The 25,677-nt window shown below is 69.1% G+C and carries 26 protein-coding genes and 1 tRNA gene; 9 read left to right on the top strand and 18 right to left on the bottom strand.

Annotated features, from left to right (window positions below):
• Positions 1-5 precede the first annotated feature (5 nt).
• Entirely contained in the window at positions 6-1,163 is a 1,158-nt protein-coding gene (locus tag OG607_RS10050) for a YihY/virulence factor BrkB family protein (RefSeq protein WP_405721463.1), read from the top strand.
• On the opposite strand, the gene OG607_RS10045 is transcribed toward OG607_RS10050, so the two are convergent.
• From OG607_RS10045 to OG607_RS10035, 3 genes are all read right to left on the bottom strand, one after another.
• Positions 1,160-1,561: a VOC family protein gene (locus OG607_RS10045; protein WP_405721460.1), complete on the bottom strand. Its 402-nt coding sequence runs from the start codon at positions 1,559-1,561 to the stop codon at positions 1,160-1,162. The genes OG607_RS10050 and OG607_RS10045 overlap by 4 nt on opposite strands.
• A gap of 269 nt (positions 1,562-1,830) precedes the next feature.
• Positions 1,831-3,291, bottom strand: coding sequence for a DUF1996 domain-containing protein (locus OG607_RS10040; protein WP_405721457.1), 1,461 nt, complete (start codon positions 3,289-3,291; stop codon positions 1,831-1,833).
• Positions 3,292-3,451: 160 nt separating this feature from the next.
• Positions 3,452-3,525 (bottom strand) — tRNA-Trp (locus OG607_RS10035).
• A 157-nt stretch (positions 3,526-3,682) separates the two neighbouring features.
• On the opposite strand from OG607_RS10035, the gene OG607_RS10030 reads away from it, so the two are divergent.
• The 4 genes from OG607_RS10030 to OG607_RS10015 all read left to right on the top strand — a co-directional run bounded on the left by OG607_RS10030 (position 3,683) and on the right by OG607_RS10015 (position 8,162).
• Positions 3,683-4,636 (top strand): hypothetical protein, encoded by a 954-nt coding sequence (locus OG607_RS10030; protein WP_405721455.1) that lies wholly within the window; start codon positions 3,683-3,685, stop codon positions 4,634-4,636.
• Positions 4,637-5,084: 448 nt separating this feature from the next.
• Positions 5,085-5,918 (top strand): hypothetical protein, encoded by an 834-nt coding sequence (locus tag OG607_RS10025; RefSeq protein WP_405721452.1) that lies wholly within the window; start codon positions 5,085-5,087, stop codon positions 5,916-5,918.
• Positions 5,919-6,460: 542 nt separating this feature from the next.
• Positions 6,461-7,243, top strand: coding sequence for a class I SAM-dependent methyltransferase (locus OG607_RS10020; RefSeq protein ID WP_405721449.1), 783 nt, complete (start codon positions 6,461-6,463; stop codon positions 7,241-7,243).
• A 44-nt stretch (positions 7,244-7,287) separates the two neighbouring features.
• Positions 7,288-8,162, top strand: a protein-coding gene (locus tag OG607_RS10015) for an IS5 family transposase (protein ID WP_405721447.1) whose coding sequence is annotated in 2 segments (ribosomal slippage) — positions 7,288-7,912 and positions 7,912-8,162 — 876 coding nt in all. Because the reading frame shifts where the segments join, the coding sequence is not laid out codon by codon here.
• A 9-nt stretch (positions 8,163-8,171) separates the two neighbouring features.
• On the opposite strand, the gene OG607_RS10010 is transcribed toward OG607_RS10015, so the two are convergent.
• The 7 genes from OG607_RS10010 to OG607_RS09980 form a co-directional block, all read right to left on the bottom strand.
• On the bottom strand, positions 8,172-8,633 hold the full coding sequence (locus OG607_RS10010) for a GNAT family N-acetyltransferase (protein WP_405721444.1): 462 nt from the start codon (positions 8,631-8,633) through the stop codon (positions 8,172-8,174).
• A 41-nt stretch (positions 8,634-8,674) separates the two neighbouring features.
• Positions 8,675-9,202 (bottom strand): hypothetical protein, encoded by a 528-nt coding sequence (locus tag OG607_RS10005; RefSeq protein WP_405721441.1) that lies wholly within the window; start codon positions 9,200-9,202, stop codon positions 8,675-8,677.
• A complete protein-coding gene (locus tag OG607_RS10000; RefSeq protein ID WP_405721438.1) occupies positions 9,177-9,365 on the bottom strand; it encodes a hypothetical protein in 189 nt (62 codons plus the stop codon). Before OG607_RS10000 ends, OG607_RS10005 begins: the two co-directional genes overlap by 26 nt.
• Before the next feature lie 270 nt (positions 9,366-9,635).
• Positions 9,636-10,106: a hypothetical protein gene (locus OG607_RS09995; protein ID WP_405721436.1), complete on the bottom strand. Its 471-nt coding sequence runs from the start codon at positions 10,104-10,106 to the stop codon at positions 9,636-9,638.
• Between the two features lie 245 nt (positions 10,107-10,351).
• Positions 10,352-10,834 carry a SitI3 family protein gene (locus tag OG607_RS09990; protein ID WP_405721433.1) on the bottom strand — a complete coding sequence of 161 codons (483 nt, stop codon included), beginning with the start codon at positions 10,832-10,834 and terminating at the stop codon, positions 10,352-10,354.
• A 22-nt stretch (positions 10,835-10,856) separates the two neighbouring features.
• Entirely contained in the window at positions 10,857-12,137 is a 1,281-nt protein-coding gene (locus tag OG607_RS09985) for a putative T7SS-secreted protein (RefSeq protein ID WP_405721430.1), read from the bottom strand.
• A gap of 2 nt (positions 12,138-12,139) precedes the next feature.
• Entirely contained in the window at positions 12,140-12,466 is a 327-nt protein-coding gene (locus OG607_RS09980) for a hypothetical protein (RefSeq protein ID WP_405721427.1), read from the bottom strand.
• 859 nt (positions 12,467-13,325) lie between these two features.
• On the opposite strand from OG607_RS09980, the gene rsgA reads away from it, so the two are divergent.
• Entirely contained in the window at positions 13,326-14,447 is a 1,122-nt protein-coding gene (gene rsgA / locus OG607_RS09975) for a ribosome small subunit-dependent GTPase A (protein ID WP_405721424.1), read from the top strand.
• A 27-nt stretch (positions 14,448-14,474) separates the two neighbouring features.
• Here the strand turns inward: rsgA and OG607_RS09970 are convergent, their stop codons facing one another.
• Positions 14,475-14,603 carry a hypothetical protein gene (locus tag OG607_RS09970; RefSeq protein ID WP_405721421.1) on the bottom strand — a complete coding sequence of 43 codons (129 nt, stop codon included), beginning with the start codon at positions 14,601-14,603 and terminating at the stop codon, positions 14,475-14,477.
• A 222-nt stretch (positions 14,604-14,825) separates the two neighbouring features.
• Here OG607_RS09970 and OG607_RS09965 point away from each other — a divergent pair, with 222 nt between their 5' ends.
• The gene (locus OG607_RS09965; protein ID WP_405721420.1) at positions 14,826-16,454 is read left to right on the top strand and encodes a protease pro-enzyme activation domain-containing protein; all 1,629 of its coding nucleotides are present in this window, start codon (positions 14,826-14,828) and stop codon (positions 16,452-16,454) included.
• A gap of 45 nt (positions 16,455-16,499) precedes the next feature.
• On the opposite strand, the gene OG607_RS09960 is transcribed toward OG607_RS09965, so the two are convergent.
• From OG607_RS09960 to OG607_RS09940, 5 genes are all read right to left on the bottom strand, one after another.
• Positions 16,500-17,699, bottom strand: coding sequence for an alginate lyase family protein (locus tag OG607_RS09960; RefSeq protein WP_405721417.1), 1,200 nt, complete (start codon positions 17,697-17,699; stop codon positions 16,500-16,502).
• Between the two features lie 84 nt (positions 17,700-17,783).
• A complete protein-coding gene (locus OG607_RS09955; RefSeq protein WP_405721414.1) occupies positions 17,784-19,187 on the bottom strand; it encodes a GH1 family beta-glucosidase in 1,404 nt (467 codons plus the stop codon).
• Between the two features lie 562 nt (positions 19,188-19,749).
• Entirely contained in the window at positions 19,750-20,655 is a 906-nt protein-coding gene (locus tag OG607_RS09950; protein ID WP_405721411.1) for a carbohydrate ABC transporter permease, read from the bottom strand.
• Entirely contained in the window at positions 20,652-21,578 is a 927-nt protein-coding gene (locus tag OG607_RS09945; RefSeq protein ID WP_405721408.1) for a carbohydrate ABC transporter permease, read from the bottom strand. Before OG607_RS09945 ends, OG607_RS09950 begins: the two co-directional genes overlap by 4 nt.
• A gap of 92 nt (positions 21,579-21,670) precedes the next feature.
• Positions 21,671-22,981, bottom strand: a complete 1,311-nt coding sequence (locus OG607_RS09940) for an extracellular solute-binding protein (protein WP_405721405.1) — start codon at positions 22,979-22,981, stop codon at positions 21,671-21,673.
• 276 nt (positions 22,982-23,257) lie between these two features.
• On the opposite strand from OG607_RS09940, the gene OG607_RS09935 reads away from it, so the two are divergent.
• Positions 23,258-23,737: a VOC family protein gene (locus OG607_RS09935; RefSeq protein WP_405721402.1), complete on the top strand. Its 480-nt coding sequence runs from the start codon at positions 23,258-23,260 to the stop codon at positions 23,735-23,737.
• Here OG607_RS09935 and OG607_RS09930 read toward each other — a convergent pair.
• Positions 23,734-24,165, bottom strand: coding sequence for a MazG nucleotide pyrophosphohydrolase domain-containing protein (locus OG607_RS09930; RefSeq protein ID WP_405721399.1), 432 nt, complete (start codon positions 24,163-24,165; stop codon positions 23,734-23,736). The two genes, OG607_RS09935 and OG607_RS09930, sit on opposite strands and share 4 nt — an antisense overlap.
• Between OG607_RS09930 and OG607_RS09925 the strand changes: the two genes are divergently transcribed.
• A complete protein-coding gene (locus OG607_RS09925) occupies positions 24,164-24,829 on the top strand; it encodes a class I SAM-dependent methyltransferase (protein ID WP_405721396.1) in 666 nt (221 codons plus the stop codon). The two genes, OG607_RS09930 and OG607_RS09925, sit on opposite strands and share 2 nt — an antisense overlap.
• A gap of 186 nt (positions 24,830-25,015) precedes the next feature.
• Here the strand turns inward: OG607_RS09925 and OG607_RS09920 are convergent, their stop codons facing one another.
• Positions 25,016-25,639 carry a DUF2238 domain-containing protein gene (locus OG607_RS09920; protein ID WP_405721393.1) on the bottom strand — a complete coding sequence of 208 codons (624 nt, stop codon included), beginning with the start codon at positions 25,637-25,639 and terminating at the stop codon, positions 25,016-25,018.
• Positions 25,640-25,677: the final 38 nt, after the last annotated feature.

Here is a 25,677-nt window from a genome sequence, read left to right as displayed (position 1 = left end):
AGGATGTGAGCGCAGCCGAAGAAACACCTGAGCGGCCACGGGGCCGTCTCCACCGGGCCCGGGCCCTGTACCGGAACGTGTCCAAGCGCAGGACGGTCTGGCTGCTGCTCAAGGACACCGTCAACTCCTGCATCGAGTACCGGATCCTGGGGCTGGCCGCCGAGGCGGCCTTCTTCGTGCTGCTGTCGCTGCCGCCGCTGCTGCTCAGCATGGTCGGCGCGCTCGGCTATCTCGACGAGATCATCGGCACCGACACGGTGGAGAGCATCCGGCGCAACATCCTGTCCGCCGCCGCCACGGTGATGTCCGACCACGGTATGACCCAGGTGGTCCGGCCGCTGGTCGACCATGTCTTCAGCGGCGGCCGGCCGGACCTGATCTCGATCGGCTTCATCATCGCCCTGTGGTCGGGGTCGCGGGCGGTCAACGTCTTCGTCGAGACCATCACCGTCATGTACGGGCTCGACGGCAAGCGCGGCATCGTCAGCACCCGGCTGCTGGCCTTCCTGCTGTACGTCGTCGCGCTGCTCATCGGCGCGGTGGTGATGCCGCTGCTGGTGGTCGGGCCGGATGTGGTGGTCAACCTGCTGCCGTGGAGCGAGGCGGTGATCCGGGTCCTCTACTGGCCGGTCGTCCTGGTGCTGTCGATCGCCCTGCTGACGACGCTCTACCACGTGTCGGTCCCGGTCCGCTCACCCTGGCTGGAGGACCTCCCGGGCGCGCTGATCGCGCTGCCGATCTGGATCCTGTGCAGCCTCGTGCTGCGGGTGTACCTCTCGCGGGCGGTCGAGGGGCCCTCGATCTACGGATCCCTGGCCGCCCCGATCGCCATTCTGCTGTGGATCTTCGTCTCCGCCTTCGCCGTCCTCGTCGGCGCCGCCGCCAACGCCGCCGTCGACCGCGTCTGGCCCTCCGTCGCCACCGCCGCCGCCCGCGAGGAGAACAACCGCGCCCGCGAGCACGCCGCCGCCGCCGTCCTCGCCGCGGCCGCCGCCCGCCGCGCCGCCGAGGCCTCCGCCTCCGAGGACGGCCCCGACGACGAGGTCGGCCCCGACGAACCCCCCGCCGAATTCCCCGAGCGCTGGGCCGGCTTCCTCCCCCACGAGGACCTCCGCTCCCGGCTGCGGGGGCGGCGCGCCGCCAAGCCCCGCGAGCGGCCCTAGGGCCTGTCCGGCAGCTGCGCGAACAGATCCACCGGGCTGCCGTCGGGGTCGTGCAGTGTCGCGTACCGCATGCCCCAGAAGGCGTCCCACGGCTTCAAGTGCCCTTCGTACCCGGCGTCCACCAGCTCGGCGTACAGCGAGTCGACCTCCGAGGGGCTGTCGACTTCGAACGCGAGCGCCGCGCGGTGCCCGCCGGAGGGCGGGGCCCAGGCGGGGTCGAACGAGCGGATCGTGTCGACGGTGTCCCAGGCGAGCTTGAGCCCGCCCGGCAGTTCCGCCTCCACATGGGGCTCGGTGTCGGCTCCGGCCGGGATGTCGAGCCCGAGGCGCCGGTAGAAGGCGAGCGAGGCGGCCATGTCGGCGACGACCAGCTCGATGACAGCGATGCGAGGAGTCATACGGGCAAGGCTAGGGCCTGTCCGGTGGATCTCCGTGGCGTCGCGTGCCCTGGCACCAGCGCTCGCGTTGCCGACTGCGACATCAGCCGCTGGCGCGGCGGGCCCACAGGAAACCACCCTGTGGGCGCTCCGGCGCCTTGCGATCACAGGCACCAGACCCCGCTCCTTCACCCACGGAGATCCACCGGACAGGCCCTGGACACAACCGCCGGGCGGGCAGGGCTTTTGCCCTGCCCGCCCGGCGGCGGATGGTGCGGTCGGTCAGCCGGTCAGCACCGCTGGCCGGTGTTGATGCAGTTCGCGACCTTCTTCTGGAGGCCGACGCTCATGACCTCGATGAAGTCGTCGTGGTCGGTGCTCGCCTTGTGCTGCTGCTCCACGAAGCCGTCAACCGCGTAGTTCGGGCCGGCCGGCACCTTGTAGGTGAGGCGCATCGTCAGCTTCGGGATGGCCACGAAACCGGTGGGGCAGACGTCCGAGGCCTTGTCGGGGAAGGCGACGTGGCTGCGGTGGTTGGCGCTGTCGGTGTTCTTGCCGTCCCAGCAGCTCTGGAACTCGAAGGTGCGGACGACCTTGCTGCCGCTGGGGCAGAGCGGGTACTGCTCGGTGAGCTGGACCTTGTTCTCGAAGCCGGTGCAGCTCCAGTGGGCGTTGGCGTTGCCGAGGCCGTTCGTGAGCGTCTTGGCGTCACCGGTGATGATCCGCAGGAACTGCGGCATCGCGGTCACCTTGGAGGCCGCGTTGCCCTTGTAGGTGATGGTGGCGCTGGTCGGCACGAGGATCGCACCGATGTTGCCCTCGCCGCCGCCGCCCTGAGCCAGATTCGCGTCGGCGCCGACCTTGGTGAGGTCACGGACGACGGGCCAGTAGTAGGCGGACTGGTCGCCGTTGGTGCACGAGGTGCCCTGGGCGATCAGCGACTCGTTGGTGGAGGCGCCGCTGACGTCCTTGTTGCCGACGTAGTCGTGGATGTGGTGGGCGCCGTTGACGACACCCGGGGCCACGATCACGTTGTCGGAGTTGTGCTGGCCCTGCTTGTTCACACCACAGCGTGAGGTGAAGGTGCCCTTGGAGCCGGCGGCCTGGGTGCGGGGCTTCTGCAGCACGTTCGGTGCGACCTTGGTGATGTCGACGAAGTCGGCCACCTGCGGGCCGTTCGTGCGGTTCACGCCGTCGGCCTGGTTCTGGCCCTGGCCCGCCGCGTTGGTCGCGGAGGCGGACGCGGACGCGGCCCCCGACGCGGCCGGGGACGAGGCGACGGCCGACGGATTCGCCGAGGCGCCGGCCGTGGACAGGCTGCACGGGGCGAGGGCGTCCAGCCCGGCCGGCTTGGCCGAGGTGCGCCCGATCGCGATGGCGATCCGGTCGATGGTGGAGATCCGCTTGTCCTTCAGCGGGCCGAGAATGGCGTTGTTGACGAAGTTCGGGCCGCCTTGGCCCTGAGTGCTGATGAGCCTTTGGTTGGCCTCGGCGATCTGCGTGTCCAACAGCGCGAGATTGCGGTCCACCTCGGCCTTGGCCGAGGCCGGGATCGCCGGCAGCGAGGGAGCGACGGCCGGGCAGACAATCTGCTGGCCGGCCGCGTTCGTAGCCGCCTTTGTGGTCGCGTTGGTGGTCGAGCTCTGGCCCGCCATGGCGTTGCCCACTATCGCGACGGCGCACACTGCGCCACCGACTGCGCTGGCAATGATGATCCGCCGGCGATACAGGCCCGGAACGGCGTGCGACATCTGGACTCCTCGTTACTGACCTAGTACCAGTGGCCCCTACTTCCCGTTCAATACGGCTGTGGTGGCAGGTGTGTTCAACGAGACTGTGAATCACTTATGGGATCTTGTTTGACCCTCGACAGTCTGGGAAGCGGCGGGTACCAACTCGCCTGGTCCTGGGCAGGGGCGGCAGGATTCGAACCTGCGACGCGCGGGTTTGGAGTCCGCTGCTCTGGCCTGCTGAGCTACGCCCCTCGGTGCGCTCACCTTCCCACTGGCGGCGTGCGCGGCGCCACGGGGTTTCAGGGTCCGTCCGGGCGGCAACGCGCCAGGCTACGGCACCGGCCGCTCCCGCACGGTGGTTTACGGCTCGTGCCGTACAGCCGGGCCGCAGGCGGAGAAGACTGCTCACATGGGGGAGATTCTCAGCAGCGGCCCGGACCGGCCGAGGTGGAAGCCGCGGCGCTGGATGATCGCGGTCGGGGTGACCGCGGGCGCTGCCGCGGTCCTCACGGGCGCCATCGTGAAGGTGAGCAGTCCGGGCGAGCCGCGTCGGGCGGCCCAGGCGCGGGCCTCGTCGACGTCGTCCCTGTCCGTCATCGTCTTCCCGGAGGGCCCGGACGCCGACGTCGCGCCGGAGCAGACACCCGGCCTGGTGATCAAGTGGGCGGCCCTGCAACGGGGTTCGGCCTGGGACCAGCGTGACCGCGCGTCGGGTTCGGGCCCGTGGACGGTGACCGTACGGCGGCACGACGGTTCGCTGGGCAGGCACAGTGCGGTGGTGACGTTCCCGGTGGCCGCGCCTGACTCGGGGCGTACGGTCAAGGCCGGTCAGATCACCTGGCGGATCGGTGGCAGGTACGCGCGGGTCCGGGGTGATCTGCCGGAGGCCGAACTGGTCAGGATCGCCGCAGCGACGACCGTCACGGCCGGCCGGGCCGAGGTCGAACCGCCGCCCGGGTTCTCGGTGACGGCGGCCGGTACGGCACGGGCCCGCGACATGCGCGAGGTCCGCTACGGCACGGACAGCGTAGGGGAGGCAGCGGCGCTCTCCTCCGGGGTGACGTTCACCGGCGTCGTCCGTTGCGGCGGATTCGAGGACCAGCTGTACGTCGCGGGGGTCCGGGCGGCCGGCACGGTGCACGGCAAGCCCGCCGTCGTCACCTCCGCACTGATCGGCGACGGCCTGCTGGCCTGGGAACCGGCGCCCGGCGTGGTGGCCTACGTCGGATACAGCGGTGCGGCCCTCACCGACGCCACGATCGCCGCCCTGCACCGGATCGCCGAACGGACCCGTCTGCTGAACCCCCAGCAGTGGCAGACCGCCGAGCCGCAGACGAACGACGGGGTCAACGCCTTCGGCTGACCCGTTGTGGGAGGACGGGAGATTCAGACGTTCGTTCGGGACTGCCGAAGCTTCGCTGATATCTTCGGCGCACTGTCGCTCCTGGCCAGGTGTCCGGCTCGTGACGCGACACAAAGGAAGAGAGAGACAGGACAGGATGCCCAGCTGGTTACCGAAGCGGAAGCCGGAACAGGGGCAGGGGCCGGGGCCGGCAGGCGCTGCGGCCGCTTCGCAAGGGGAGCTTCGCTCCGCACCGCCCCCACTGCCCAAGCGGCTGCCGAAGCGTAAGCCGGAGTCGGCGTCGGCCGGGGCCACGGCCGCTCCGCAAGGGGAAGCCCGCTCCGTACCGCCACCGCTGCCGAGCCGTGTGACGAGGCGGGCCCCGGGGTCGGCGGGGGCGTCGCCCGCTCCGCGCTCTTCCTCCGAGCCTTCCCCGCCCGCCGATTGGGCATGGCGTCGACGTGAGCCCGTGGCCCCGTCCGATCCGGTGCCGGTCGCCGAGGAGGCATCGGCGCCGCGCCGGCCCGGGCGGCGCGGACTGGCGCTCGCCGCCGGAGCAACGAGCCTCCTGCTGGTCGCGGGCGCCCTCGTCGTAGGAGTGCTCCTGCGAGACGGCGGCAAAGCCGGTGACACCGCGAGTGGGGACAGGTCCGGCGGGAGCGTCACCGACTCTCCCCAGCCGCCTGCCGGAGCCGGCGTGGCCCCCACCTCCGCGTCGCCGACCCCGTCGGTGTCCACAACGGCAACGGGCAAGGCAGGGACACACCCGTCGGCTCACACGTCTGCCACGGGGTCCTCCACCGCCACGAAGTCGGGCCAGACCGCAGCCGCCGCTGCCGATTCGGCGGAGAAGGACTCGTCCGACGAAGCCGGCACGACCGGGTCGGGCAGCGATGACGGTACGACCTGCGCCCGCACCACAGGCTCGGGCGCCATCACCGGCTACTCCGCCTGCGCATCCTCCGGAACCGTCACCCTCAAGGCGTCCTTCAACACCTCGGAGAGCTTCTACCACGCCTTCTTCAACACCGACGGCAACACCGCGACCGGCTACCAGCTCCCCTATCCGTCGCCCTCAGCCCTCGGCGCCGACTACATGATCGAAAACGGCGTTCTTTACCGGAGCCGGTCAACCAGCTGGAAATGGACCGCGGTCACACCCAATCCCACCAACACGGTCAGCGGCTCCAAATACACCTGGACGCTGCCGCTGAGCAAGATCGGCTCACCGACCCGAACCCAGCAGGTGGAATTCAACGCCGGAACCGACTACACCCCGGTGATCACCTTCAGCCCGAACTAAAGCCGCACGCGCCCGATAATCGGTGGCGCCGAGGTCGGGCAAGGGCTACGGTTTGTGGGCTTGATCCGCTTTGATGGACATCCTCCCGGGGCAGAACCCCTGATCTCAGATGTCCGTCAAAGCGGATCAAGCCCAGTTCCGGGGCCTGTACGGAATCCGGACAGGCCCCGCACGACACGACAGGCCGACCCCAGATCACCGACACCGTCAGGGCGGACTTCTTGCCGCCGAGCGTGCCGTGCACTCCCTTTCGACGCGTATCACTGCCGCATGCTCCTGAAACCGCGAGTCGGGGGTCAGATTGACGACCTGGTCGAGGCCGAGCCCCAAGCCACAGGCCAGCCCGAAGCCCTTCAGCACCGGCCCGTGCTCAACGGCGGCCGGCCTGGCGTAGCGCTGAGACCGTCGGCCAAGGTCACCGACTGCGCCCAGACCTGCCCGAAGATCTGTGAGCCGAGACCCAGTCGCGGACGGGCTCTGGGAGCGGACGCATTTATGGTCAGAACAGGAACCGAGCTGATGCGGCTAGCGTCCCTCGCGCCATGACTTCTGACGAGCAGCAAGGGCACGCGAGCCACGCCGGGCGCACCTCGCCGTCCGCTTTGACTGGGCATCCGCCGAAGGTCAACGACTACACCAGCTTCGCCGAGGCGTACACGAGCGAAAACGAAACCAACCTCATCAATGCCTACTACGAACGTCCCGCGATGCTGGCCCTCGCCGGGGACGTAGCCGGCCGACGGATCCTCGACGCCGGCTGCGGCTCCGGGCCCCTGTTCGCGGCGCTGCGTGACCGTGGCGCCCTCGTGAGCGGCTTCGATGCGAGTGTCGGGATGCTGGAACTGGCCCGGCGACGGCTCGGCGCGGGTGCGGACCTGCAGGTGGCCGATCTGGGCAGCCCCCTTCCCTACGCTGACGACACGTTCGACGATGTCGTCGCGTCCCTGGTGCTGCACTACCTGGAGGACTGGGGGCCGGCGCTGGCCGAGCTGCGACGCGTACTCAAGCCCGGCGGTCGGCTGATCGCGTCCGTCGACCATCCCTTCGCAATCGTCACCATGCACCACCAGGCCGGGCGCGAGGCCGAGTATTTAGACACCACCAACTGGACCGACGAGTGGACGATAGGCGGCCAGACCGCCCTGATGAGTATCTGGCACAGGCCGCTGCACGCGATGACCGACGCCTTCACCGCGGCAGGCTTCCGGATAACGGTCATCAGCGAGCCAGATCCTGACCCCGCCGCCCGTGAGCTGTTCCCCGAGGCCATCGCGGCCAAGCCCCGCTTTTTGTGCTTCCTGTTCTTCGTCCTGCAAGCGGATTAGGGCGTGTTGTGAAAGTGGATCAAGGTCGTGGATGATCACTGGTCGTGGGGCGTGGTGATCTGTCGAACAGCCAGTGGGCCCGGCTGAAGCCGTTGCTGCCGAATGGCAAGAAGCCGGGCCGGCCACCGACGCGGACGCGTAGGCAGTTGATCGACGGCATAAGGTGGCGGACCCGGACCAGTGCGCCCTGGCGGGACGTGCCCGAGCGGTACGGGCCCTGGGACCGGGTCTACGACTTGTTCCGACGCCGGCAACGGGACGGTAGCTGGAAGCGGATCTTCGTGCAGCTGCAGGCCGAGGCCGACGCGAAGGGCTTGATCACGTGGGACGTGAGCGTGGACTCCACGGTCGCCCGGGCTCACCAGCACGCCGCTGGCGCGCGTAAAAAAGGGGCACTGCAGAAGGAGCCTCCCGGCGGTGTCTTCACCGAGCCCGACGACCACGGCCTCGGGCGGTCGCGCGGCGGGCTGACCACCAAGCTGCACCTGGCCGTGGAGCAGGGCCAAAAGCCTCTGTCGCTGCTGATCGCCGCCGGGCAGCGGCACGACAGCCCGCAGTTCCGGCCGGTCCTGGAGGGCATCCGGGTGCCCCGCATCGGCCTGGGCCGGCCACGGACCAAGCCGGACAGGGTCCGCGCGGACAGGACGTACGGCTCCCGCGCGAACCGGCCTACCTCCGCAGACGCGGGATCGGCTGCACGATCCCGGAGAAGGCCGACCAGGTCCGCAACCGCAAGAAGCTCGGGACGCGCGGCGGCCGCCCGCCCAAGTTCGACAAGGACGACTACAAGGAGCGCCACGCGGTGGAATGCGGCATGAACCGGCTCAAGCGCTACCGGGCCGTGGCCACGAGATACGAAAAGCTCGCGGTCCGCCACGAAGGGACGGTGCTGGTCGCGGCCATCAACGAATGGCTGTGACCAGCACGCCTACGACTGGCACGACGGTGTCGAATCGGTCAGCGACTTGAACAGGTGCACGTCCGCGTGCCCTCCAGGGATACCCAGGGTCCGACCGGTCTCGGCATAGCCGTGGCGCTGGTAGAAGCCAGGAGCCTGGAAGGTGAAAGAGGAGACGGCGACGCGATCGCAACCGCGTCGCCGTGCCTCCCTCTCAGCTGCCTGCAGGATCCTGCTACCCCACCCGTCCTTGCGGCTGTCCTCGCGAACCCACAGCAGCTCGATGCCGCAGAGGCCGCCCCAAGTCCATGCGGCCAGCCCGCCGACCAGTTCACCTGCTTCATCGGTGACCTTGACCGAGAACGTTCCGCGGTCAGCCGCACCTGTGGCGGCTGTGTTGAAGGCGACCAATTCCTCGGTCAATCGGTCGTTGAGGTCGGTGTCGCGCTCGCCGGTGGTCAGAGTCGGGCCGGAGCTGTTGTCAGTCGTCACGGCGCGGAGTATGTCAGTCCGTCCGAGTCCACAGCATGCGATTACTCAAGACCTTGATCCACTTTCACAACAGACCCTAGTTCCGCGGATCCTGCGACGAACGTGATGCGGCTTCGCGTATTAGCGATGGCTGAGGCGAGATCCCCGTCAGCGAAGGCGTCTGAAGCAGCAGGCCGGCGTGCAGTCACCAGGTCCCGAAAGACCTCCTCGGCGGTGAATCCCTCTGCCAGGTACTGCAACACTTCGAATTGGTCCTCGGGAAGCAAGGGCCCGAATGCCTCCAGCTGGGCTCTGTCCGTGACCGCGCGTACGGCTTCCAGGGTCTGATCGTCGATGCCCAGCTCGTACAGGGTCCGGTCGGAGAACCGGGCGAACAGCCGAGATGGAAGAGTCGTCGCAGCCTGTGCGGACTTCAGCTGTTCGATGGCCGCCACATCGCGCACTTCGAGCCTGTGGGTCGCGGCATTGACACTGAAGATCCGCCTCGCAGCCCACACGGCTGCCGCATCATGCGGCAGCACCTTCAAGAGAAGGTAGGTCTCGCTACCGTCGTCCGGTGCGCGGGTCACGCGCCTGGGACACAACCGTGAGTTGGAGTCCCTTGTCCGATCTCAGTTCCACCGTGGTCAGCGTCTGGAACTTGGCCATCGCCTTGCGGACGCCAGCCCGCACCGGCTTGTCCAACTGCTCGTACTCGGCCCAGAGGGTGTTCGCGACGGCGAGCTGCGGCAAGAGTAACTCCCCTGGGGGCAGAGGTCCGATGGCAGGTAGGCCAGGATATCGCTGCTGTACGGAGGGGGTGCTGAGGGCTGAGCGGGACGAGGCGGGAGACCTCTGCCGGACTGAGAAGGAGTGGTGACGTCGCGGCGGAGCGGGTTAGCGGCGGCCCTGCCCACCACCAGGAGCGTTTTCCGTCCACCTCCGTGGCCACCGGCTGATCAATGTCCTTCAGCGTCCGAGCGCGCGATGTCCGGGGCAGGGCTGATCCAAAGGCCCTGGTGATCAAGCTCGTTGGCCGGTCAGAGGGCATCCAGGTGGTCCAGCCCGGGTGAAGGGCCGGCTCACGATGGGCTGGAGACCGAGCAGCGACTTTGCGGGGACATGTGCTTGGGGGCTGCCCCGTGATCCCTCGGTCGTGGTGCCCTGGTGCTCGTGGCCGGAGTCGAAATAGTGGTCCAGATACGCTTCCTCGTCGAGGGGACTGTCGCGCAATAGAGAGAAGACCTCGTCTCCGTCGTCCGGCCGTCCTGCGGTGGCCAAGCGGTAGCACTGGGCCAGCTCCAGGTAGCGATGGCCGTTTTCCCTTGCATAGGTCCGTGCCTCGCCCTCGGCCCTCGCGATGGCCTGGTCCATCGAGATGGCCTGCCACAGCGTCAGGCGCTCCTCGTAAGGTGTGCCCGCCCAGGCATCCCACTGGAACACGCAGCGAACCGCGTACCAGGACTTCTCGTCTGCCATGTCCGCGGCTGCCATGGTGATCTCCTTGAATGACACACCCGCTGGGCATGGTCGACCGGGTGCCCAGGACCTGGACAACCGCTGATTCTCACCGCCGCGAATCGTCCCTGCGACCGAATACTTGCTGCTCAGGTGCTGTCTGCAAGGTCGTGGGGTGGCAGGGCTTGTTCATAGTTCGGGTGATCATGTGAGGTTGCAGGCAAGTGGCGGTATGGCCAATTGCTGCTGGGCCGCCACGAAACCCCGCGACAGCGAGAGTGTCACTCCCGGGAGAATTCGTGGGTGGCGCGGCGATAGGTCTGGGAGACTGCTGCCAGCCGGCGCGGGGGCCACAGGTCGTCCCGCTCGTTGAGGCTCAGCTCGGGACCGCGACGCAGGAGCCAGATCGTCTCGAACTGGAAGTGCAGTACGGTGTCGCCGGGGACCTGATTCAGCAGGCCGGACACCAGCTGGATCATGTCGTCCTGCTGGTAGTGGTGCTCGCTCGAACTGGCGAGTTGGAACCGTACCCAGACGGTCGGGGTGAACCCGAGATCGGTGATCACGGGGTGCCACGGCTGCGGCTTCTCCTCACCCACGCGAATCCACATGCCCCTCCAGGTCACCGCGCCCTTGTCGGTCACCAGCTCGGGGGTGACCGATGCGTCGAACAGGCCGGCGGACTGGGCGAGGTCGCACAGGTGCCAGGCGACCTGCGCTGCGGGCGTCGCTGTCCCGATGTCGAGGCTGTAGGAAATAGACATGTAGATCGTCCTTCGGGAGGTGCTAGGGATAGAGGTGCAGCAGGTTGCCGTCCTTGTCGATGGCGATGACCTCCTTGAGCCCCGGGTTCGGCCAGTCGTGCAACTGGGCGTTCATCTTGGCCACGTCGACGGAGCTGTCGCTCAGATTCAGCACGATGCGGTCGGCCTGATCCTTGTCGATCTTCCCCTGGATCTCGGAGGCGATGTTACGGGCGTTGCCTCCGCTGGGTGAGTAGCAGTCGAATATCTTCCCGTTGATCTTGTAGTCGGGGTTCCTGCTGCCCGGCACGTCGGGCGCATGCTCGACGTCGTATCCGTGCTGGGCCAGCGTGTCCGCCGCCTCGTTCTGACGGGTTAGCGCCCGAACGGTCTCGGGATCGGCCTTCTTTGGGATGGTCTCCGGATTGCCCTGTGCCGTGGCGGTCGGGTCGGGGTCGCGCTCCGGAAGCGTATGGCCAGGACCGTTGGGGGCCTCGTCACTCCCGCCGCTGCCTCCGCCCCCGTCGGAGGTCATGTTCACCCGGTCCGGGCCGGCCGCGTCCTGGATGATGTTGTTCAGCCCCAGACCGGCCATGCCGAGGCCTCCGGTGATCGCGGTGGCTGACACGGCGGCGGCCGGCACGCCCAGCACGAGTCCGATCCCCGTGGCGTCCAGAACCGCCCCGCCCACTTCCCCGCCGGCGCCGAGCGTTGCCAAGCCCAGGCCCCCGGCCACCTCCAGAACTGAACCCGGGTCCTGCACCATGGCATTGCCCACCGAGGCGAGGTCGGTCAGTACGGTTTCCCCGACCTCCTTGGCCACGTGTCCCGCGCCTGAGAAGAAAGAGCCGAGGTCGTCGCCGAGATCGGACCAGAAACCCGGCTTCGCAGGCGCGAGGTCGCGCGCCTTTCCCACCGCGGCAGCGGCCGTCTTGCCGGCGCTGTCCAGTTGGCCCCGGGCACTGTCCAGCGTGTCCTGCGCGGCCTCGTGCTGCGCCTTCCCCGAGTTCCACTGGTTGATCGCGTCGGCTGCCTGGCCCTGCGCCCATGTCAGCGTGGTCATGTAGGAGTCCAGGGCGCCGGCTGCCTGGTGGAAGGCGTCGCCGGCCCGTAGCCACTTGCTCGGCTGGCCGTGAAAGACCTTGCGGAATGCCTCAGCGGCATCGCCGCTCCAGCCGTCGCCGGTGTCGATGCGGTTCAGCCCCTCACCGGCGAGGTGGAGGAGGTCGCCGTAGGCCTGAAGCGCCGCCAGGGTGTGGCTGATCGACGCGACATCGCCGGGTATGAGCGCCGTCGCGTCGTTGGTCTGGCCGAGCGCCGCCACCGTCACCTCACCCCCGGATCGGTGCCGGTTCCGTGCAGCATGCCGTGGAAGTGCTGGTGGGTGTGCTCCTCGACGGCGCGGTAGGCGTTCACGTTCGCCGTCAGCCGGGTGGCGATCTCCTGGCCGTCCTTGGATAGGTTGTCCACGCCGCGCTGCCAGCGGCTGAGGAAGTCGGACAGCGTGCTCGCCAACTCCCCGTGGCCCATCGCCGACGTGTCGTGGGGGATGTCGCTCACCTTCTGCACGCTGATCTCGTCGAGCGTGCCGTTCACCCCGGAGGCGGCTTTCTCCAACGCGTCGAGATCGACGCTGTACTGCTCACCCATCATTGACCTCCCCGTTCAGGTCGCCGCTGGTCAGCCGTCAACCGAAGGGAGTCTGCCAAATGGAGGGATCCGATTTAGTTGCTGTGTGACGTTATGTCGGTCTGTGTGTCAAGTCGTTGAGGTGACCATGGATCACAAATGGATAGTCCTTTACCCAGTTGAACACGGATGTGTCGGTGGGCCGTTGTCCTGTGACGGCGGACCTTGAGCGATGGCCATCGATTTTTGACGGACACCTGTTCGTGCCGTCGAGTTTCAGCTAAAGGCAAAGAGTCTGGTCACGGAGACGGTCGCCCCAGTCGCGACAGCGTGTATCCGAAAGTTAACCGGTCGGGCCAAACCGCGGGTTCTCCGGATCCTCGATGCCTCTGCTCGTCGCTTCGCCGGAGGAAAGCATGCCAATCCGCTCGAACCATGGCGCCAATGACACTCGGCTCCGCGCGGGGGCGTTGCATCCGCCGGTCGAGTTCGTCCTCGACCGAGCAGGGCGATTCCGCCTGGTGCGGCAGTGGGCTGGGAAGCCGGTGGCGTTGTCCGCGTGGCGAACTACGACAGGGTAGGGGCGACTCTGACCCGGCCTTCAGCGCGTCGGGGGTGGCCGGGCGATAATCGCTGGCGCTGAGCCTCGGTAAGGGTTACGGTTCCATCGTTCCGGGTCGTAGCTGTGTAGCTGCTCGCCGGGGGAGTGTCCGTTGGTTCGTTGAGGAGCGGGAGGTGAGGATCTGATGACTGTCTCGGTGATGGGCTTTGCCCGCATTCAGGAGTTCGTCATGTCTTTCATTCCTGTGGCCTCCGGCTGACACCACACGACTTCCGCGCATGACGCGCGCTTTGCCGGGGCCACCCTCCGAAGGGTTTCCCCTTGTTCAACATTTCTTCCGATTCCGCTCCTCAGCATGACCTCGCCGCCTACGGCTGGGACGAAGGCTGGGATGCGGAGTTCACTCCTTACGCGGGGCAGGGTCTGCTGCCCGGCCGTGTCGTGCGGGTCGACCGTGGCCTGTGCGATGTGGCCATGGCGGACGGGACCGTTCGGGCCGACACCGAGGATGTGTTCAGCCGCGACCCGATGAAGGTCGCCTGCACGGGCGACTGGGCGGCGGTCGACACAACCCCCTCGGATGGCCCGGTCGTACGGGCGCTGCTGTCCCGGCGCACGGCGTTCGTCCGCTCGACCTCGTCCAAAAGGTCGGAGGGGCAGGTGCTGGCGGCCAATGTCGATCATGCCGCGATCGCGATGTCGCTCTCGGCCGAGCTGGACCTGGGCCGGCTGGAGCGGTTCGTGTCCCTCGCCTGGACCAGCGGGGCCCAGCCGCTGGTCGTCCTGACGAAGGCGGACCTCGTCCAGGACACGGCCTACCTCCTGGCGGACGCGGAGGGCGCCGCGCCCGGTGTCCAGGTGTTCGTCGTGAGCTCCGCGACCGGCGAGGGGCTGGAGGTGCTGGCGGCGGTGCTCGCCGGTACGACGTCCGTACTGCTCGGGTCGTCGGGGGCGGGCAAGTCGACGCTCACGAACGCGCTGACCGGCAAGGACTTCCAGGAGGTGCAGGCGACCCGGGACAGCGACGGGAAGGGCCGGCACACCACGACCACCCGGGACCTGCTTCCCCTGCCGGGGCCCGGGGGAGGGGTGCTGATCGACACGCCGGGGCTGCGCGGGGTGGGGCTGTGGGACGCCGACACCGGTCTCACCCAGGCCTTCTCGGACATCGAGGGCCTGGCCGCCGAGTGCCGCTTCCAGGACTGCTCGCACTCCGCCGAGCCGGGCTGCGCGGTGCTGGCCGCCCTGGAGGACGGCAGTCTGACGCATCGCCGGCTGGACAGCTACCGCAAGCTGCTGCGCGAGAACGCGTGGATCGCCTCGCGCACGGACCACCGGCTGCGGTCGGAGATGCGCCGCGAGTGGAAGCAGCGCTCGGCGGCGGGCCGGGAGATGTACGAGCGCAAGCGCGGCGGTGGCGGCGGGCACCGCAAGGTCTACTGAACGGGAGCGGTGCCGGGTGACGCAGTGTCACCCGGCACCGTCGTGCCGTTGCCGCTTGCGCAGGGGCAGCGGGCTTCCCTCGTGCCAGAAGGTGTAGACGACGCTGCCGACGCCGAGCGCGACGATGACGATGCCGAGAACCACCGAGTAGACCATGAGCGCTCCTCCGAGCCGCTGTTCACCACGCCTTCACCTTTGATGTACGAATGTGACCTTCCCGGGGGTACCCCCTCCCAACCTTCGCGGGGCGACATCAGCAGTTAACAACTGCCGCAAGGGTTACCCCGCTTATGGCCGGGGGGCCCGCTACCTAGCGTTGATCCCGTTCCCACCAGAGGTTCCCCCCACCACTCTTCGGAGGACGCCTTGACGTCTCGTATGACGCCACTCGCAGGTCTGCTGGCTCTTTCCCTCCCCGTCGTCGCCGCCCTCGCCGCGAGCCCCGCGTTCGCTGCGCAGGCGGACACCAGAGTCGCGCTCCACGGCGATGTCATATCCGCTGTGAGCAACTCCGCGAAGACCGGCGAGGTCGCGTCGGACAAGAAGGTCCAGGTCTCGGTCAGCCTCACCCCGCGCGACACCAAGGGACTTGACGCCTTCATCGCGAAGGTGGGCGACAAGAAGTCCCCGCAGTACAAGCACTACCTGACGGTCAAGCAGTACGCGGCCCGCTACGGCGCGACCTCGGCCACGATCGCCAAGGTCTCCAAGTACCTGAAGTCGCAGGGCCTGAAGACCGGCGCGGTCTCGGCCAACCACCTCACCATCGGCGCCTCCGGCACCGCCTCCCAGGTCGAGAAGGCCTTCGGCACCACGCTCGCGAAGTTCAAGGAGAAGGGCAGCAACCACTCCTACTTCGCCAACACCACCGCGCCCAAGCTCCCGGCCGGCATCGCCTCCGCCGTCTCCGACGTCGCGGGCCTGAACGACTACGCGAAGTACCACCACAACGCCCAGGCGGCCCCCCACGCCACCGCCAAGGCAGCCGCCGGTCTGACCCCGACCACGGCGAAGAAGGCGTACAACCTGACCTCGACCGTCAGCGCGGGCTACGACGGCACGGGCTCGACCGTCGCCCTGCTGGAGTTCTCGGCCTTCAAGCAGTCGGACGTCACCAAGTACGACACCAACTACTCGCTGAGCGTCGCGACCCCGACCGTCGTGGCCGCCGGCGGCGGCACCACCGACACCTCGGGCCAGGACGAGGTGGACCTGGACATCGAGGTCGTGCAGGCGCTCGCGCCCGGCTCGACGATCAAGGTGTACGAGGCCCCGAACAGCGACGCCGGCGAGACCGCCGTCTACTCCAAGCTGGTCAGCGACGACGTCCCGATCATCTCCATCAGCTGGGGCATCTACGAGTCCGGTGAGACCGCGTCCAACCGGACCGCGCTGAACACCGACTTCCAGGAGGCCGCCGCCCAGGGCCAGTCCGTCTTCGCTGCCTCCGGCGACAGCGGCTCCGACGACGCCGGCGACGGCGGCACCTCGGTGGACTTCCCCGCCTCCGACCCGTACGTCACGGGCACCGGCGGCACCACGCTGACCACCTCCTCCGGCACCTGGAGCAAGGAGACCGCCTGGTCCGGCTCCGGCGGCGGCGTCTCCTCGATCTACAGCCGTCCGAGCTTCCAGACCTCCTCGGAGAACAGCAGCAGCTACCGCGGTGTCCCGGACGTCGCGGCCGACGCCAACCCCAGCTCCGGCTGGTCCATCTACACCGAGGGCGCCTGGTACGAGTTCGGCGGCACCAGCGCCGCGGCCCCCAACTGGGCGGCCTTCACGGCCATCCTCGATGACGAGGCCGACGAGACCGGCGGCTACGAGCTCGGCTACGCCAACTCGACCATCTACGCCCTCGCCACCTCGTCCAGCTCGACCTACGCCTCCGCCTTCCACGACGTGACCAGCGGCAGCAACGGCGACTACAGCGCCGGCACCGGCTACGACAAGGTCACCGGCTGGGGCTCCTACAACGGCGCGAACTTCATCTCCGCCGAGCTGTAAGCACCACCCGTACCACCAGCTGCACCGACGACAACCCCGGCTGCCTCACCAGCCGGGGTTGTCCGCGTGCGTCAGCGTCTCCCACGCCACGAACAGGTCGTTCGTCCCCTCCGGCCGCTGCCGTGCCGTGTACAGCAGCGTCTGCGGCATCTCCATCCCCAGCCGGTACCGCAGATGGTTCACCGCGACCTCCGTCACCGGCCCCAGCCCCAGTTCCACGTGCCCGCCGCACAGCCACCCCGGCACGTGCTCGCCCAGCTCGTACCGCGTGTGGAACTCCAGCGCCGCCCGCACCCGGTCATGGATCTCCGACCAGAGGTCCAGCCCCTGGTGGAACGCGGTCTCCGCGATATGCGCCGTGGCCGCCAGCGAGTACCCCACATGCTTGAAATTGCGGCAGGTCTCCTGCGCGATCCCGTCCGGATACTCCCGCTGCCCGTACCAGTACGCCGCGATCTGATCCGGCGTCCGGATCGAGCTCCCCGGCGGGGCGGGCGGCACCGGCCCGTCCGACGCCAGGTGGAAGTAGGCCCGCACCCGCTCCCGGAAGCGGCCGATCGCCTCGTCGAAGGCGTGCCGGTCGTCCAGGAAGACGGCGATGCCCGTCTCCGCGTCCTCCATCGTCAGATCCCAGTTGCCGTTGTAGTCCGGGGCCCCGCCCGCCACCTCCGGCAGATACACGTCCCGCAGCATGTCCGAGAAGCGCTCCACCCCCCACTGCGGCCACTCGTGGTACGTCCACCGGATGATCTCCGCCGCCCGCGCCCACGACGCCCCGGCCCAGGCCGCCTGCAGCCCCGCGTCGCCCTCGGTGTGGTCCCTGACCGTCCCCGACCAGGCGTCCATGATGCGGATCGCCGCCTCGGCATGCGTACGGTCCTGGGTCACGGACCACAGCAGCGCCTGCGTGTACGCCGCCAGCGCGTCCTCGCGCTCGTCGGCGCAGCCGTTGCTCGGCCCGTTGTCCCACGGGCACACGACCACATCCCGGGGGTGCGGCGTATAGCCGGTCTGTCCGTAGCGGCTCGCCTTCATCGCCTCGAACGCCGACGCCCACGGCTCCTGCCCGGCGTGCACCCGGCGCCGGATGATGTCCAGCTGCCCCTGGCCCAGCAGCACCCCGGGATGCCGGAACCCCTGCGGGACGACGGCGTGTGCGGCGGCGGGACCGGCGCCGAGCAGGGGGACGAGCAGCGGTATGAGGAGCACAGCGCAGACAAGACGTATGGCGCGCAATCCGCGCATGGCCACCTCCGAGGGCGAGTTCGCCGGGTTTCGCATTCGCAGCGTCGCCCGGCGGCCGCCCCGGCGCAGAATCTGATACGCCGTTCAGGCCAGCCCGCCCCTCGCGATCACCTCCGCGTACCAGCGGGCGCTGTCCTTGGGCGTACGCCGCTGGCTCGCGAAGTCCACGTGCACCATCCCGAAGCGCTTGCTGTACCCGAACGCCCACTCGAAATTGTCCAGCAGGGACCACAGGAAATACCCCCGCACGTCCACGCCTTCGCCCATCGCCCCGTGCACCGCGCTCAGATGCGAACGCAGATACGCCACCCGCTCCGGATCGTGGACCTCGCCCCCCGGGTCGGCGTAGTCCTCGTACGCCGCGCCGTTCTCCGTGATCACCAGCGGTACGTCCGGGATCTCGTCCCGCAGTCTCGTCAGCACCTCGTACAGTCCGCTCGCGTCCACCGGCCACCCCATGGCGGTCACCGGGCCCGGCGCCGGCACGAAACGCACATGCCGCCCGGCGCCCGGCCAGGGCGACGGCCCGTCATGCTCCCCGGCCGCCACGACGGTGGGCGTGTAGTAGTTCAGCCCCAGCCAGTCGATCGGCCGTGAGATCTCGGCGAGATCGCCGGCCCGTACGAACGACCAGTCCGTCAGCTCTGCCGTATCGGCCACCAGATCCTCCGGATAGCTGCCCCTGAACACCGGATCCAGGAAAATCCGGTTCGCCAGGGCGTCGATCCGCCGCGCCGCGTCCGCATCCCCCGGCGCCTCCGTCAGCGGCCGCACCGCCGCCGGATTCAGCGTCAGCGACACCTCCGCCTCCTGCGGGAGCCGCTCCCTCAGCGCCGCCGTCCCCAGCCCGTGCGCCAGGTTCAGATGATGCGCCGCCCTCAGCGCCCCCGCCGGATCCGTACGCCCCGGCGCGTGCACGCCCTCCGCGTAGCCCAGGAACGCCGCACACCACGGCTCGTTCAGCGTCGTCCACGCCGGCACGCGGTCCGCCAGCGCGGCCGCGACCAATCCCGCGTAGTCCGCGAACCGGTACGCCGTCTCCCTGGCCGGCCAGCCGCCCGCGTCCTCCAGCTCCTGCGGCAGGTCCCAGTGGTACAGCGTCAGCACCGGCCGTATGCCTTTCGCGAGGAGCTCGTCCACCAGCCGCCGATAAAAATCCAGCCCCTTCTGCACGGCCGGGCCCCGCCCCGTCGGCTGCACCCGAGGCCACGACACGCTGAACCGATAGTCCGTCAGCCCCAGCTCCGCCATGAGCGCGACATCCTCGCCCATCCGGTGGTAGTGGTCCGCCGCGGTGTCGCCCGTATCCCCGTTCCTCACCCTGCCGGGCGTATGGCTGAACGTGTCCCATATCGACGGCGTCCGGCCGTCCTCCGCCGCCGCGCCCTCTATCTGGTACGCGGCGGTGGCTGCGCCCCACCGGAACCCTGGCGGGAACGGGGCCGATGCGGTCGGGTGTGCGGCGTGGGTTTGGCGGGTCGTGGTCATGGGGGCTCCTTAGGTTGCCGTTGGGCCTATCTTTTTTGCGCGGTTCTCGCGGGCGCTTCGCTGCGCCGGCCTCTGGCCGTCGGGCCGTGGGCACCGCCCACGCCTCGGCCGGGTGGGTGGTTGCGGGTGCGTTGGCGGCCGTCGGTCCGTGGGTGAGGGGGTTTCCCCCACCCCGCCCCTTCCTGCTGCATCCGATCAGCGGCTGGCGCCGCGTGGCGGGCTCCGCCCGGACCCGCCGGGGGCAAGCCCCCGGACCCCCAGACGCCCTGCGGGCGTGTCCTCAAACGCCGGACGGGCTGAATGTGACCGCACTCCGCTGACGGACCGGCAATCCGGACGGGCTGAAGTGAACGCTCCCGGCCGGGAGGGGGTGGTGGAGGGGTTCTCCCGCAGGCGACGAGCGAGGATCCCGGGCGCGAACAAGGCCGACCAGAGTCGCGAGCGCCGAGGAGAGAGACCCCGGCAGGCGCCCCCGACCCCACGGCCAACCCAGCCCGTCCGGCGTTTGAGGACGGACCGCCAGCCATGGCAAACGGCACCGCAACGACACCGGGCAAGGGCGTCAGCCCTTGAGCGCTCCCGTCATGATCCCGCCGACAATCTGTCGGCCCAGCACCCCGAAGACCAAAAGCACCGGCACCGTCCCCAGCAACGTGCCCGCCATGATCACCGACTGGTCGTGCACATAGCCGCCGCCGAGCTGCCGCAGGGCGACCTGGACTGTCGGCTCCTGCGAGGTCAGGGCGATGATCGGCCAGAAGAAGTCGTTCCAGGAGGCCATGAACGTGAGCATGCCGAGCACGGCCATGCCGGGACGGGCGATCGGGACGACGATGCTCCAGAAGATCCGCCGGGTGGAGGCGCCGTCGACCCGGGCGGCCTCGATGAGCTCGTCGGGCAGGGCCTGGACAAGATATTGGCGCATGAAGAAGACGCCGAAGGCCGAGACGAGCCCGGGGAGGATGACGGCCTGGAGCTGGTTCACCCAGTGCAGCCTGGCGATGAGCATGAAGAGCGGGATGACGCCGAGCTGCGGCGGAATCATCATCGTGCCGACGGTGAGCGCGAGCAGCGCCCCGCGCCCGCGGAAGCGGAGCTTGGCGAAGGCGAAGCCGGCCAGCGTGGAGCAGAGGACCGTGCCGATGGTCACCGTGCCGGAGACCACGAGCGAGTTCAGCAGAGCCTTGCCGATGTCGGCCTGCTGCAGCACCTGCTGGAAGTTGTGCAGAAGATTGCCGCCGGGCAGAAGCGAGGGCGGGGACTGCGCGAGCTCCGCGTTGGACCGGGTGGCGGCGACGACGGTCCAGTAGAAGGGGAAGGCCGAGAAGAGAGCGGCCACGACGAGGAAGGCGTAGGCGAGCCGCCCGGCGTGCTGCTGGCGGCCGGCCGCGCGGCTCGTGCCGAGGCTGAGCAGGGCGCGGCGTCGCGCCTGACGCGCCTGACGCGCCTGCGCGCTGAGCGCTGTCATCGGGCGGAGGCCTCCTTACGGATCCGGCGACGGACGACCGCGCTGTTCACGACGACCAGCAGGACGATGAGGACGAACATCACCCAGGCGATCGCGGCGGCCCGGCCGAGGTGGAAGTAGCCCCAGCCCTGCTCGTACATGTAGAGGCCGAGGGTCTGGTACTGGTGCGAGATGCCGCCGGAGACGCTGCCCTCGAAGAGCAGCGGCTCGCCGAAGAGCTGGGTCGCGCCGATGGTGGAGACGACGACGGTGAAGAGGATGGTCGGCCGCAGCCCGGGGAGGGTGACGTGCAGGAACTGCTTCCAGCGGGAGGCGCCGTCGAGCTCGGCGGCCTCGTAGAGGTCGGCGGGGATGGACTGCATGCCGGCGAGGTAGATGAGGGCGTTGTAGCCCGTCCAGCGCCAGACGACGATCGTGGAGACGGCGATCTGGGAGGTCCAGGTGCCGGACTGCCAGTCGACGGGGCTGACGCCGACCAGGCTCAGCAGCCAGTTGATCAGGCCGAAGTCGCGGCCGAAGAGCTGGGCGAAGACCAGTGTCGCGGCGGCGACGGAGGTGGCGTAGGGGAGGAGCATCGCGACGCGGAAGAAGGTGCGGCCGCGCAGCTTGTAGTTCAGGAGATGGGCCAGGCCGAGGGCCATGAGGAGCTGGGGGACGGTGGAGATGACGCCGATGGTGAAGGTGTTGCGCAGCGCCGTCCAGAAGTAGTCGTCGGCGAAGAGGGCGGTGTAGTTGCCGAAGCCGCGCCATTCCATCGCGTTCGGGGTCTGGAGTTCCACGCGGTAGAGGGAGACGTACGCCGTGTAGATCAGCGGGAAGAGCCCGAAGGCGGCGAACAGGGCGAAGAAGGGGGCGACGTACGAGTACGGGGAGATGGTCTGCGCGATGCCGCGGCGCGGGCGGGTGACGGCGAGGGTCGTCATGGGCGGGCCTTCGGTCGGAGGCGGTGGGCGCGGTGGGCGCCGGGCGCCGGGCATCGCGGCCCGGCGCCCGGAACGGGCAGAAGGGCCCTGGGTCAGCCGAGGGCGTTCTTGACGCCGGCTTCGGCGTGCGACCAGGCCGTGGCCGAGGAGACGCCCTTGCGTTCGACCTCGCCGAGGGCGTTGGTGATCTGGGTGTTGACGTCGTTGTCGTGGACGCCCAGGACCTGGACGGGGGACTGCTCGGCGGCGGTGCCGAAGATCTGGCCGATGGGGGCGTCGCTGAAGTACGGGTCCGTCACGTCCTTGACGGCGTCGATCGCGCCGAGGTTGGAGGGGAAGCTGCCCTGCTTCTTGAAGAGCTTGGCCTGCTGCTCCTTGGCCGTGAGCCACTTGATCAGGGCGAAGGCCTCCTTCGCGTGTGCCGAGCCCTTGGGGATGGACAGGTACGACCCGCCCCAGTTGCCGGCGCCGCCGGGCAGCGTCGCGACGTCCCACTTGCCCTTGCCGGTGGTGCCGGCCTGGCCCTTGATGTAGCCGAGCATCCAGGCGGGGCAGGCGATCGTGGCGAAGGAGCCGGAGCTGAAGGCCTGGTTCCAGGCGGGGGTCCACTCGGCGAGCTTGGCGCTCAGGCCGTCCTGAGCGGCCTGGACGGAGGTGTCCCAGGCGGTCTTGACGGCGGGGTTGGAAGAGAAGATGAGCTCGCCCGAAGCGTTGTAGTAGCGCTCCTTCTGCTGGCCGTTCATGACGGAGTAGAGGCTGGCGACGCTGTCCGTCCAGTAGCTCTTGGCCGGGGCCTTGGCCTGGTACTGCTTGCCGAGGGCGAGGTAACCGTCCCAGGTGGACCAGGACTTGGCGAGGGTGGCGCGGTCGGTGGGGAGGCCGGCCTGCTTGAGCAGGTCGGAGCGGAAGCACATCGCCTCGGGGCCGATGTCGGTGCCCAGGCCCAGGGTGCGGCCGTCGGCGGTGGTGGCGGCCGACCATTTCGCGGCGGAGAAGTCCGGCTTGAGGCTGCTCGCGCCGAGGGAGTTGAGGTCCTCGAACTTGTCCGCCTGCTGCTGGGTGACCGAGGCGATCCGGCCGACCTCGATGCCCTGGACGTCGGCGAGGCCGCCGCCTCCGGCGAGGCGGGTCTGGAGGGCCTTCCAGTAGTCGGCCTCGTTCTCGGTGCTGCTCTCCTTGACGGTGATGTTCGGGTGGAGCTTCTCGTACTCCTTGTAGAGCCCGGCCTCCTTGTAGCCGAAGGTGCCGAACAGGTCGACGGTGAGCGTGACCTTGCCCCCGTCGGTGCCGCTCGCGGAATTCCCGGACGATCCGGATCCGCAGGCGGCGAGAAGCGCCCCGGCGAGTGCCACCGCCCCGAGTCGGGTGACGGCACGTCTGGCGGCGGCTCGGGCGATCGGCATGGAAAGCCTCCTGTGGCATCGCGCCCTCGTTCTTGAGAGCGCTCTCAAGCGATGCCCAGGAGATTGCCCTCAGGCGTCCCGGGCGTCAAGAGTCGAACACATAACGGTCTGCCTGGCGCCCCAACTATCCGCTTTTCTCCAAGTATTGATGCGACGATGGAGTCTGAGAGCGCTCTCCGGCGTAGCGGGATTCCGGGCCCGCCGATGAGTTTTGGGCGTCCGAGCCGTCGGTACGGGGGAACACGTTCGCGCGCCCCGCAAGCCCAGGAGGTACCGATGACCACCGACGGATTCACCACATGCCTGTGGTTCGACGGCCAGGCCGAGGAGGCGGCCCACCACTACCTGTCGATCTTCAAGAACTCCAGCCTCGGCAGGATCGGCCACTACAACGACGCAGGTCCGGGCCCCTCCGGCAGCGTCATGGCCGTCGAGTTCGTGGCCAACGGCCAGAAGTTCGTCGCCCTGAACGGCGGCCCGCAGTTCACCTTCAACGAGGCCGTCTCCTTCCAGATCCGCTGCGAGGACCAGGACGAGGTGGACTACTACTGGAGCAAGCTCACCGAGGGCGGCGAGGAAGGCCCCTGCGGCTGGCTCAAGGACAGGTTCGGCGTCTCCTGGCAGGTCTTCCCCGAGTCGCTCCTCGACATGATCGGCGACCCCGACCCGGAGAAGGCCGCCCGGACCGCCCAGGCCATGTACAAGATGAAGAAGCTGGACCTGGCCGCACTCCGGAAGGCCTACGAGGGCGCCTAGGCCCTGTCCGCGATCGGGACGAAGCGCTCCACGTCCGCCTCCCGGTAGTCCGGGCCCTTCAGCAGCTTGCCGTCCTCCCGGCGGACGGGCTTGCCGTCGGCGCCCAGCTTGCTCATGTTCGAGCGGTGCACCGCCTCGAACGCGCCCTGGAGGTCGATCCCGAGGACGTCCGCCGCCCCGTACGTCACGTAGAGCACATCGGCGAGCTCCTTGGCCAGGGCGACGCGGGCGTCCCGCCCGTGCTCGCCCTGCCCGAGGGACCGGCCCAGGCGGACCAGCTCGTCGGCGGCCTCCTGGCACTCCTCCTCGATCAGGTGGCGGCGCAGCGTGATCAGGCGGTCCTTGTCGCCGTCCGCGACATCCCGCTCGCGCTCGATGCCGAAGTAGTCATGGAACTCGGCGAGCATCTTCATCGGTTCGTACGGCATGGACGATGACCCTACACAGCCCGAACTCGACCGCCAGACCGACTACTGGGACGCCGCCGCGGCCACCAAGACCTTCACCCACCCCCTCCATTCGCCCTGGCTGGACGGCGTGAGCCGGCACGCGGCGGTCCTGGACTACGGCTGCGGGTACGGCAGGACCCTAGGGTCTGTCCGGCAACGCCACGGCTTCGACAACCTCACCGGCGCCGACACGTCCCCCGGCATGATCGCCCGGGCCCGTCGCGAGCACCCCGGGACGCGGTTCACCGTGCTGGAGGCGCCGCCTGCGGTGCCCGTACCCGACGGTGGGGTCGATCTGGTTCTGCTCTTCGCCGTGCTGACCTGCGTCCCACGGGACGAGGCGCAGCGCGCGCTGGTCGGCGAGCTGGCCCGGGTGCTCAGGCCCGGGGGGCTGCTGTACGTCAGCGACCTGCTCCTGCAGGAGGACGAGCGCAATGTCGAACGCTACCGGCGCTTCGCCGGGCGCTACGGCACGTACGGCGTCTTCGAGACCGGGGACGGTGCGGTCTGCCGGCATCATCCGGAGGACTGGTTCCCGTCGTTGCTGGACGGTTTCGAGCTCACCGCCACCCGGCACATCACGGTGGCGACGATGAACGGGCACGAGTCGGCGGGGATCCAGATCCTGGCCCGCAAGGTCTAGGGCCTGTCCGGGCGATCAGGGTCGGATAGGCCGCGGCGTCGCAGTGACATCAGCCGCTGGCGCGGCGGGCGGTGCATCGCAAGGCGCCGGAATGCCCGCAGACTGGTTTGTCTGTGGGCGTTCCGGCAACGCCGCGAGGTGCCGTGTCAGACGTCGCGGACCCGGCCATGATCGCCCGGACAGGCCCTAGCGTGCCAGCGCGGCCAGGCGGCGGTCGTGGAGGCGGCTGAGCAGGAGGAGCGACAGGACGGCGCCGATCAGGGCGCAGAACATGTCCCACTGGGTGTCCCAGATGTCGCCCTGGGTGGCGAGAAAGGCGTCGGCGGAGTGGCCGCCGATGAGGGAGGCCCACCACTCCAGGAGCTCGAAGAAGGCGCTGAAGGCGAGGCACGCGCAGACCGTGAGCGGGGCGAGCCAGCGGCTGCCGCGCAGCGGGGACGTACGGACGAGCAGCTCGCGGACGAGGATGGCGGGGACGAAGCCCTGCATGAGGTGGCCGATGCGGTCGTACGGGTTGCGGGAGAGGTGGAAGGCGTCCCTGAGCCAGTCGCCGAGGGGGACCTGGGCGTACGTGTAGTGGCCGCCGGTGGCCAGGACGAGGGCGTGGACGGCGAGCAGGCAGACCAGGAGGTCGGTGAGCGGGAAGCGGCGCCACACGGCGACGATCAGGGGGAGCCCGAGGACGATCCAGAAGGTCTCCAGGGCCCAGGTGGGCCGGTCGCGCGGCTGGAGTCCGGAGACGAGGAGGACCGCGAGGACGAAGGCGGCCGCGAGCGCCGGAACGGTCCGCCGGGCGGGGAGGGTTGTCATGTCCGCCAGAGTGGCGGCCAGGGCCGGGCTGTGGCATG

Origin of the sequence: Streptomyces sp. NBC_01537, from assembly GCF_045040445.1 — a bacterium.
GTDB lineage: Bacteria > Actinomycetota > Actinomycetes > Streptomycetales > Streptomycetaceae > Actinacidiphila.
Note: the sequence above shows the minus strand (reverse complement) of the source record. Positions and strands in the feature narration are given on the sequence as shown.

Bases quoted from the DNA above. Each gene is read 5' to 3' on its own strand.
- OG607_RS09965 (WP_405721420.1), top strand. From the start codon at position 14,826: ATGACGCCACTCGCAGGTCTGCTGGCTCTTTCCCTCCCCGTCGTCGCC.
- OG607_RS09955 (WP_405721414.1), bottom strand. From the start codon at position 19,187: ATGACCACGACCCGCCAAACCCACGCCGCACACCCGACCGCATCGGCC.
- OG607_RS10045 (WP_405721460.1), bottom strand. From the start codon at position 1,561: ATGACTCCTCGCATCGCTGTCATCGAGCTGGTCGTCGCCGACATGGCC.
- OG607_RS09995 (WP_405721436.1), bottom strand. From the start codon at position 10,106: ATGGCAGCCGCGGACATGGCAGACGAGAAGTCCTGGTACGCGGTTCGC.
- OG607_RS09945 (WP_405721408.1), bottom strand. From the start codon at position 21,578: ATGACGACCCTCGCCGTCACCCGCCCGCGCCGCGGCATCGCGCAGACC.
- OG607_RS09960 (WP_405721417.1), bottom strand. From the start codon at position 17,699: ATGCGCGGATTGCGCGCCATACGTCTTGTCTGCGCTGTGCTCCTCATA.
- OG607_RS09980 (WP_405721427.1), bottom strand. From the start codon at position 12,466: ATGATGGGTGAGCAGTACAGCGTCGATCTCGACGCGTTGGAGAAAGCC.
- OG607_RS09970 (WP_405721421.1), bottom strand. From the start codon at position 14,603: ATGGTCTACTCGGTGGTTCTCGGCATCGTCATCGTCGCGCTCGGCGTC.
- OG607_RS09950 (WP_405721411.1), bottom strand. From the start codon at position 20,655: ATGACAGCGCTCAGCGCGCAGGCGCGTCAGGCGCGTCAGGCGCGACGC.
- OG607_RS09990 (WP_405721433.1), bottom strand. From the start codon at position 10,834: ATGTCTATTTCCTACAGCCTCGACATCGGGACAGCGACGCCCGCAGCG.
- OG607_RS09935 (WP_405721402.1), top strand. From the start codon at position 23,258: ATGACCACCGACGGATTCACCACATGCCTGTGGTTCGACGGCCAGGCC.
- OG607_RS09940 (WP_405721405.1), bottom strand. From the start codon at position 22,981: ATGCCGATCGCCCGAGCCGCCGCCAGACGTGCCGTCACCCGACTCGGG.
- OG607_RS10040 (WP_405721457.1), bottom strand. From the start codon at position 3,291: ATGTCGCACGCCGTTCCGGGCCTGTATCGCCGGCGGATCATCATTGCC.
- OG607_RS09925 (WP_405721396.1), top strand. From the start codon at position 24,164: ATGGACGATGACCCTACACAGCCCGAACTCGACCGCCAGACCGACTAC.
- OG607_RS09930 (WP_405721399.1), bottom strand. From the start codon at position 24,165: ATGCCGTACGAACCGATGAAGATGCTCGCCGAGTTCCATGACTACTTC.
- OG607_RS09920 (WP_405721393.1), bottom strand. From the start codon at position 25,639: ATGACAACCCTCCCCGCCCGGCGGACCGTTCCGGCGCTCGCGGCCGCC.
- OG607_RS10030 (WP_405721455.1), top strand. From the start codon at position 3,683: ATGGGGGAGATTCTCAGCAGCGGCCCGGACCGGCCGAGGTGGAAGCCG.
- OG607_RS10020 (WP_405721449.1), top strand. From the start codon at position 6,461: ATGACTTCTGACGAGCAGCAAGGGCACGCGAGCCACGCCGGGCGCACC.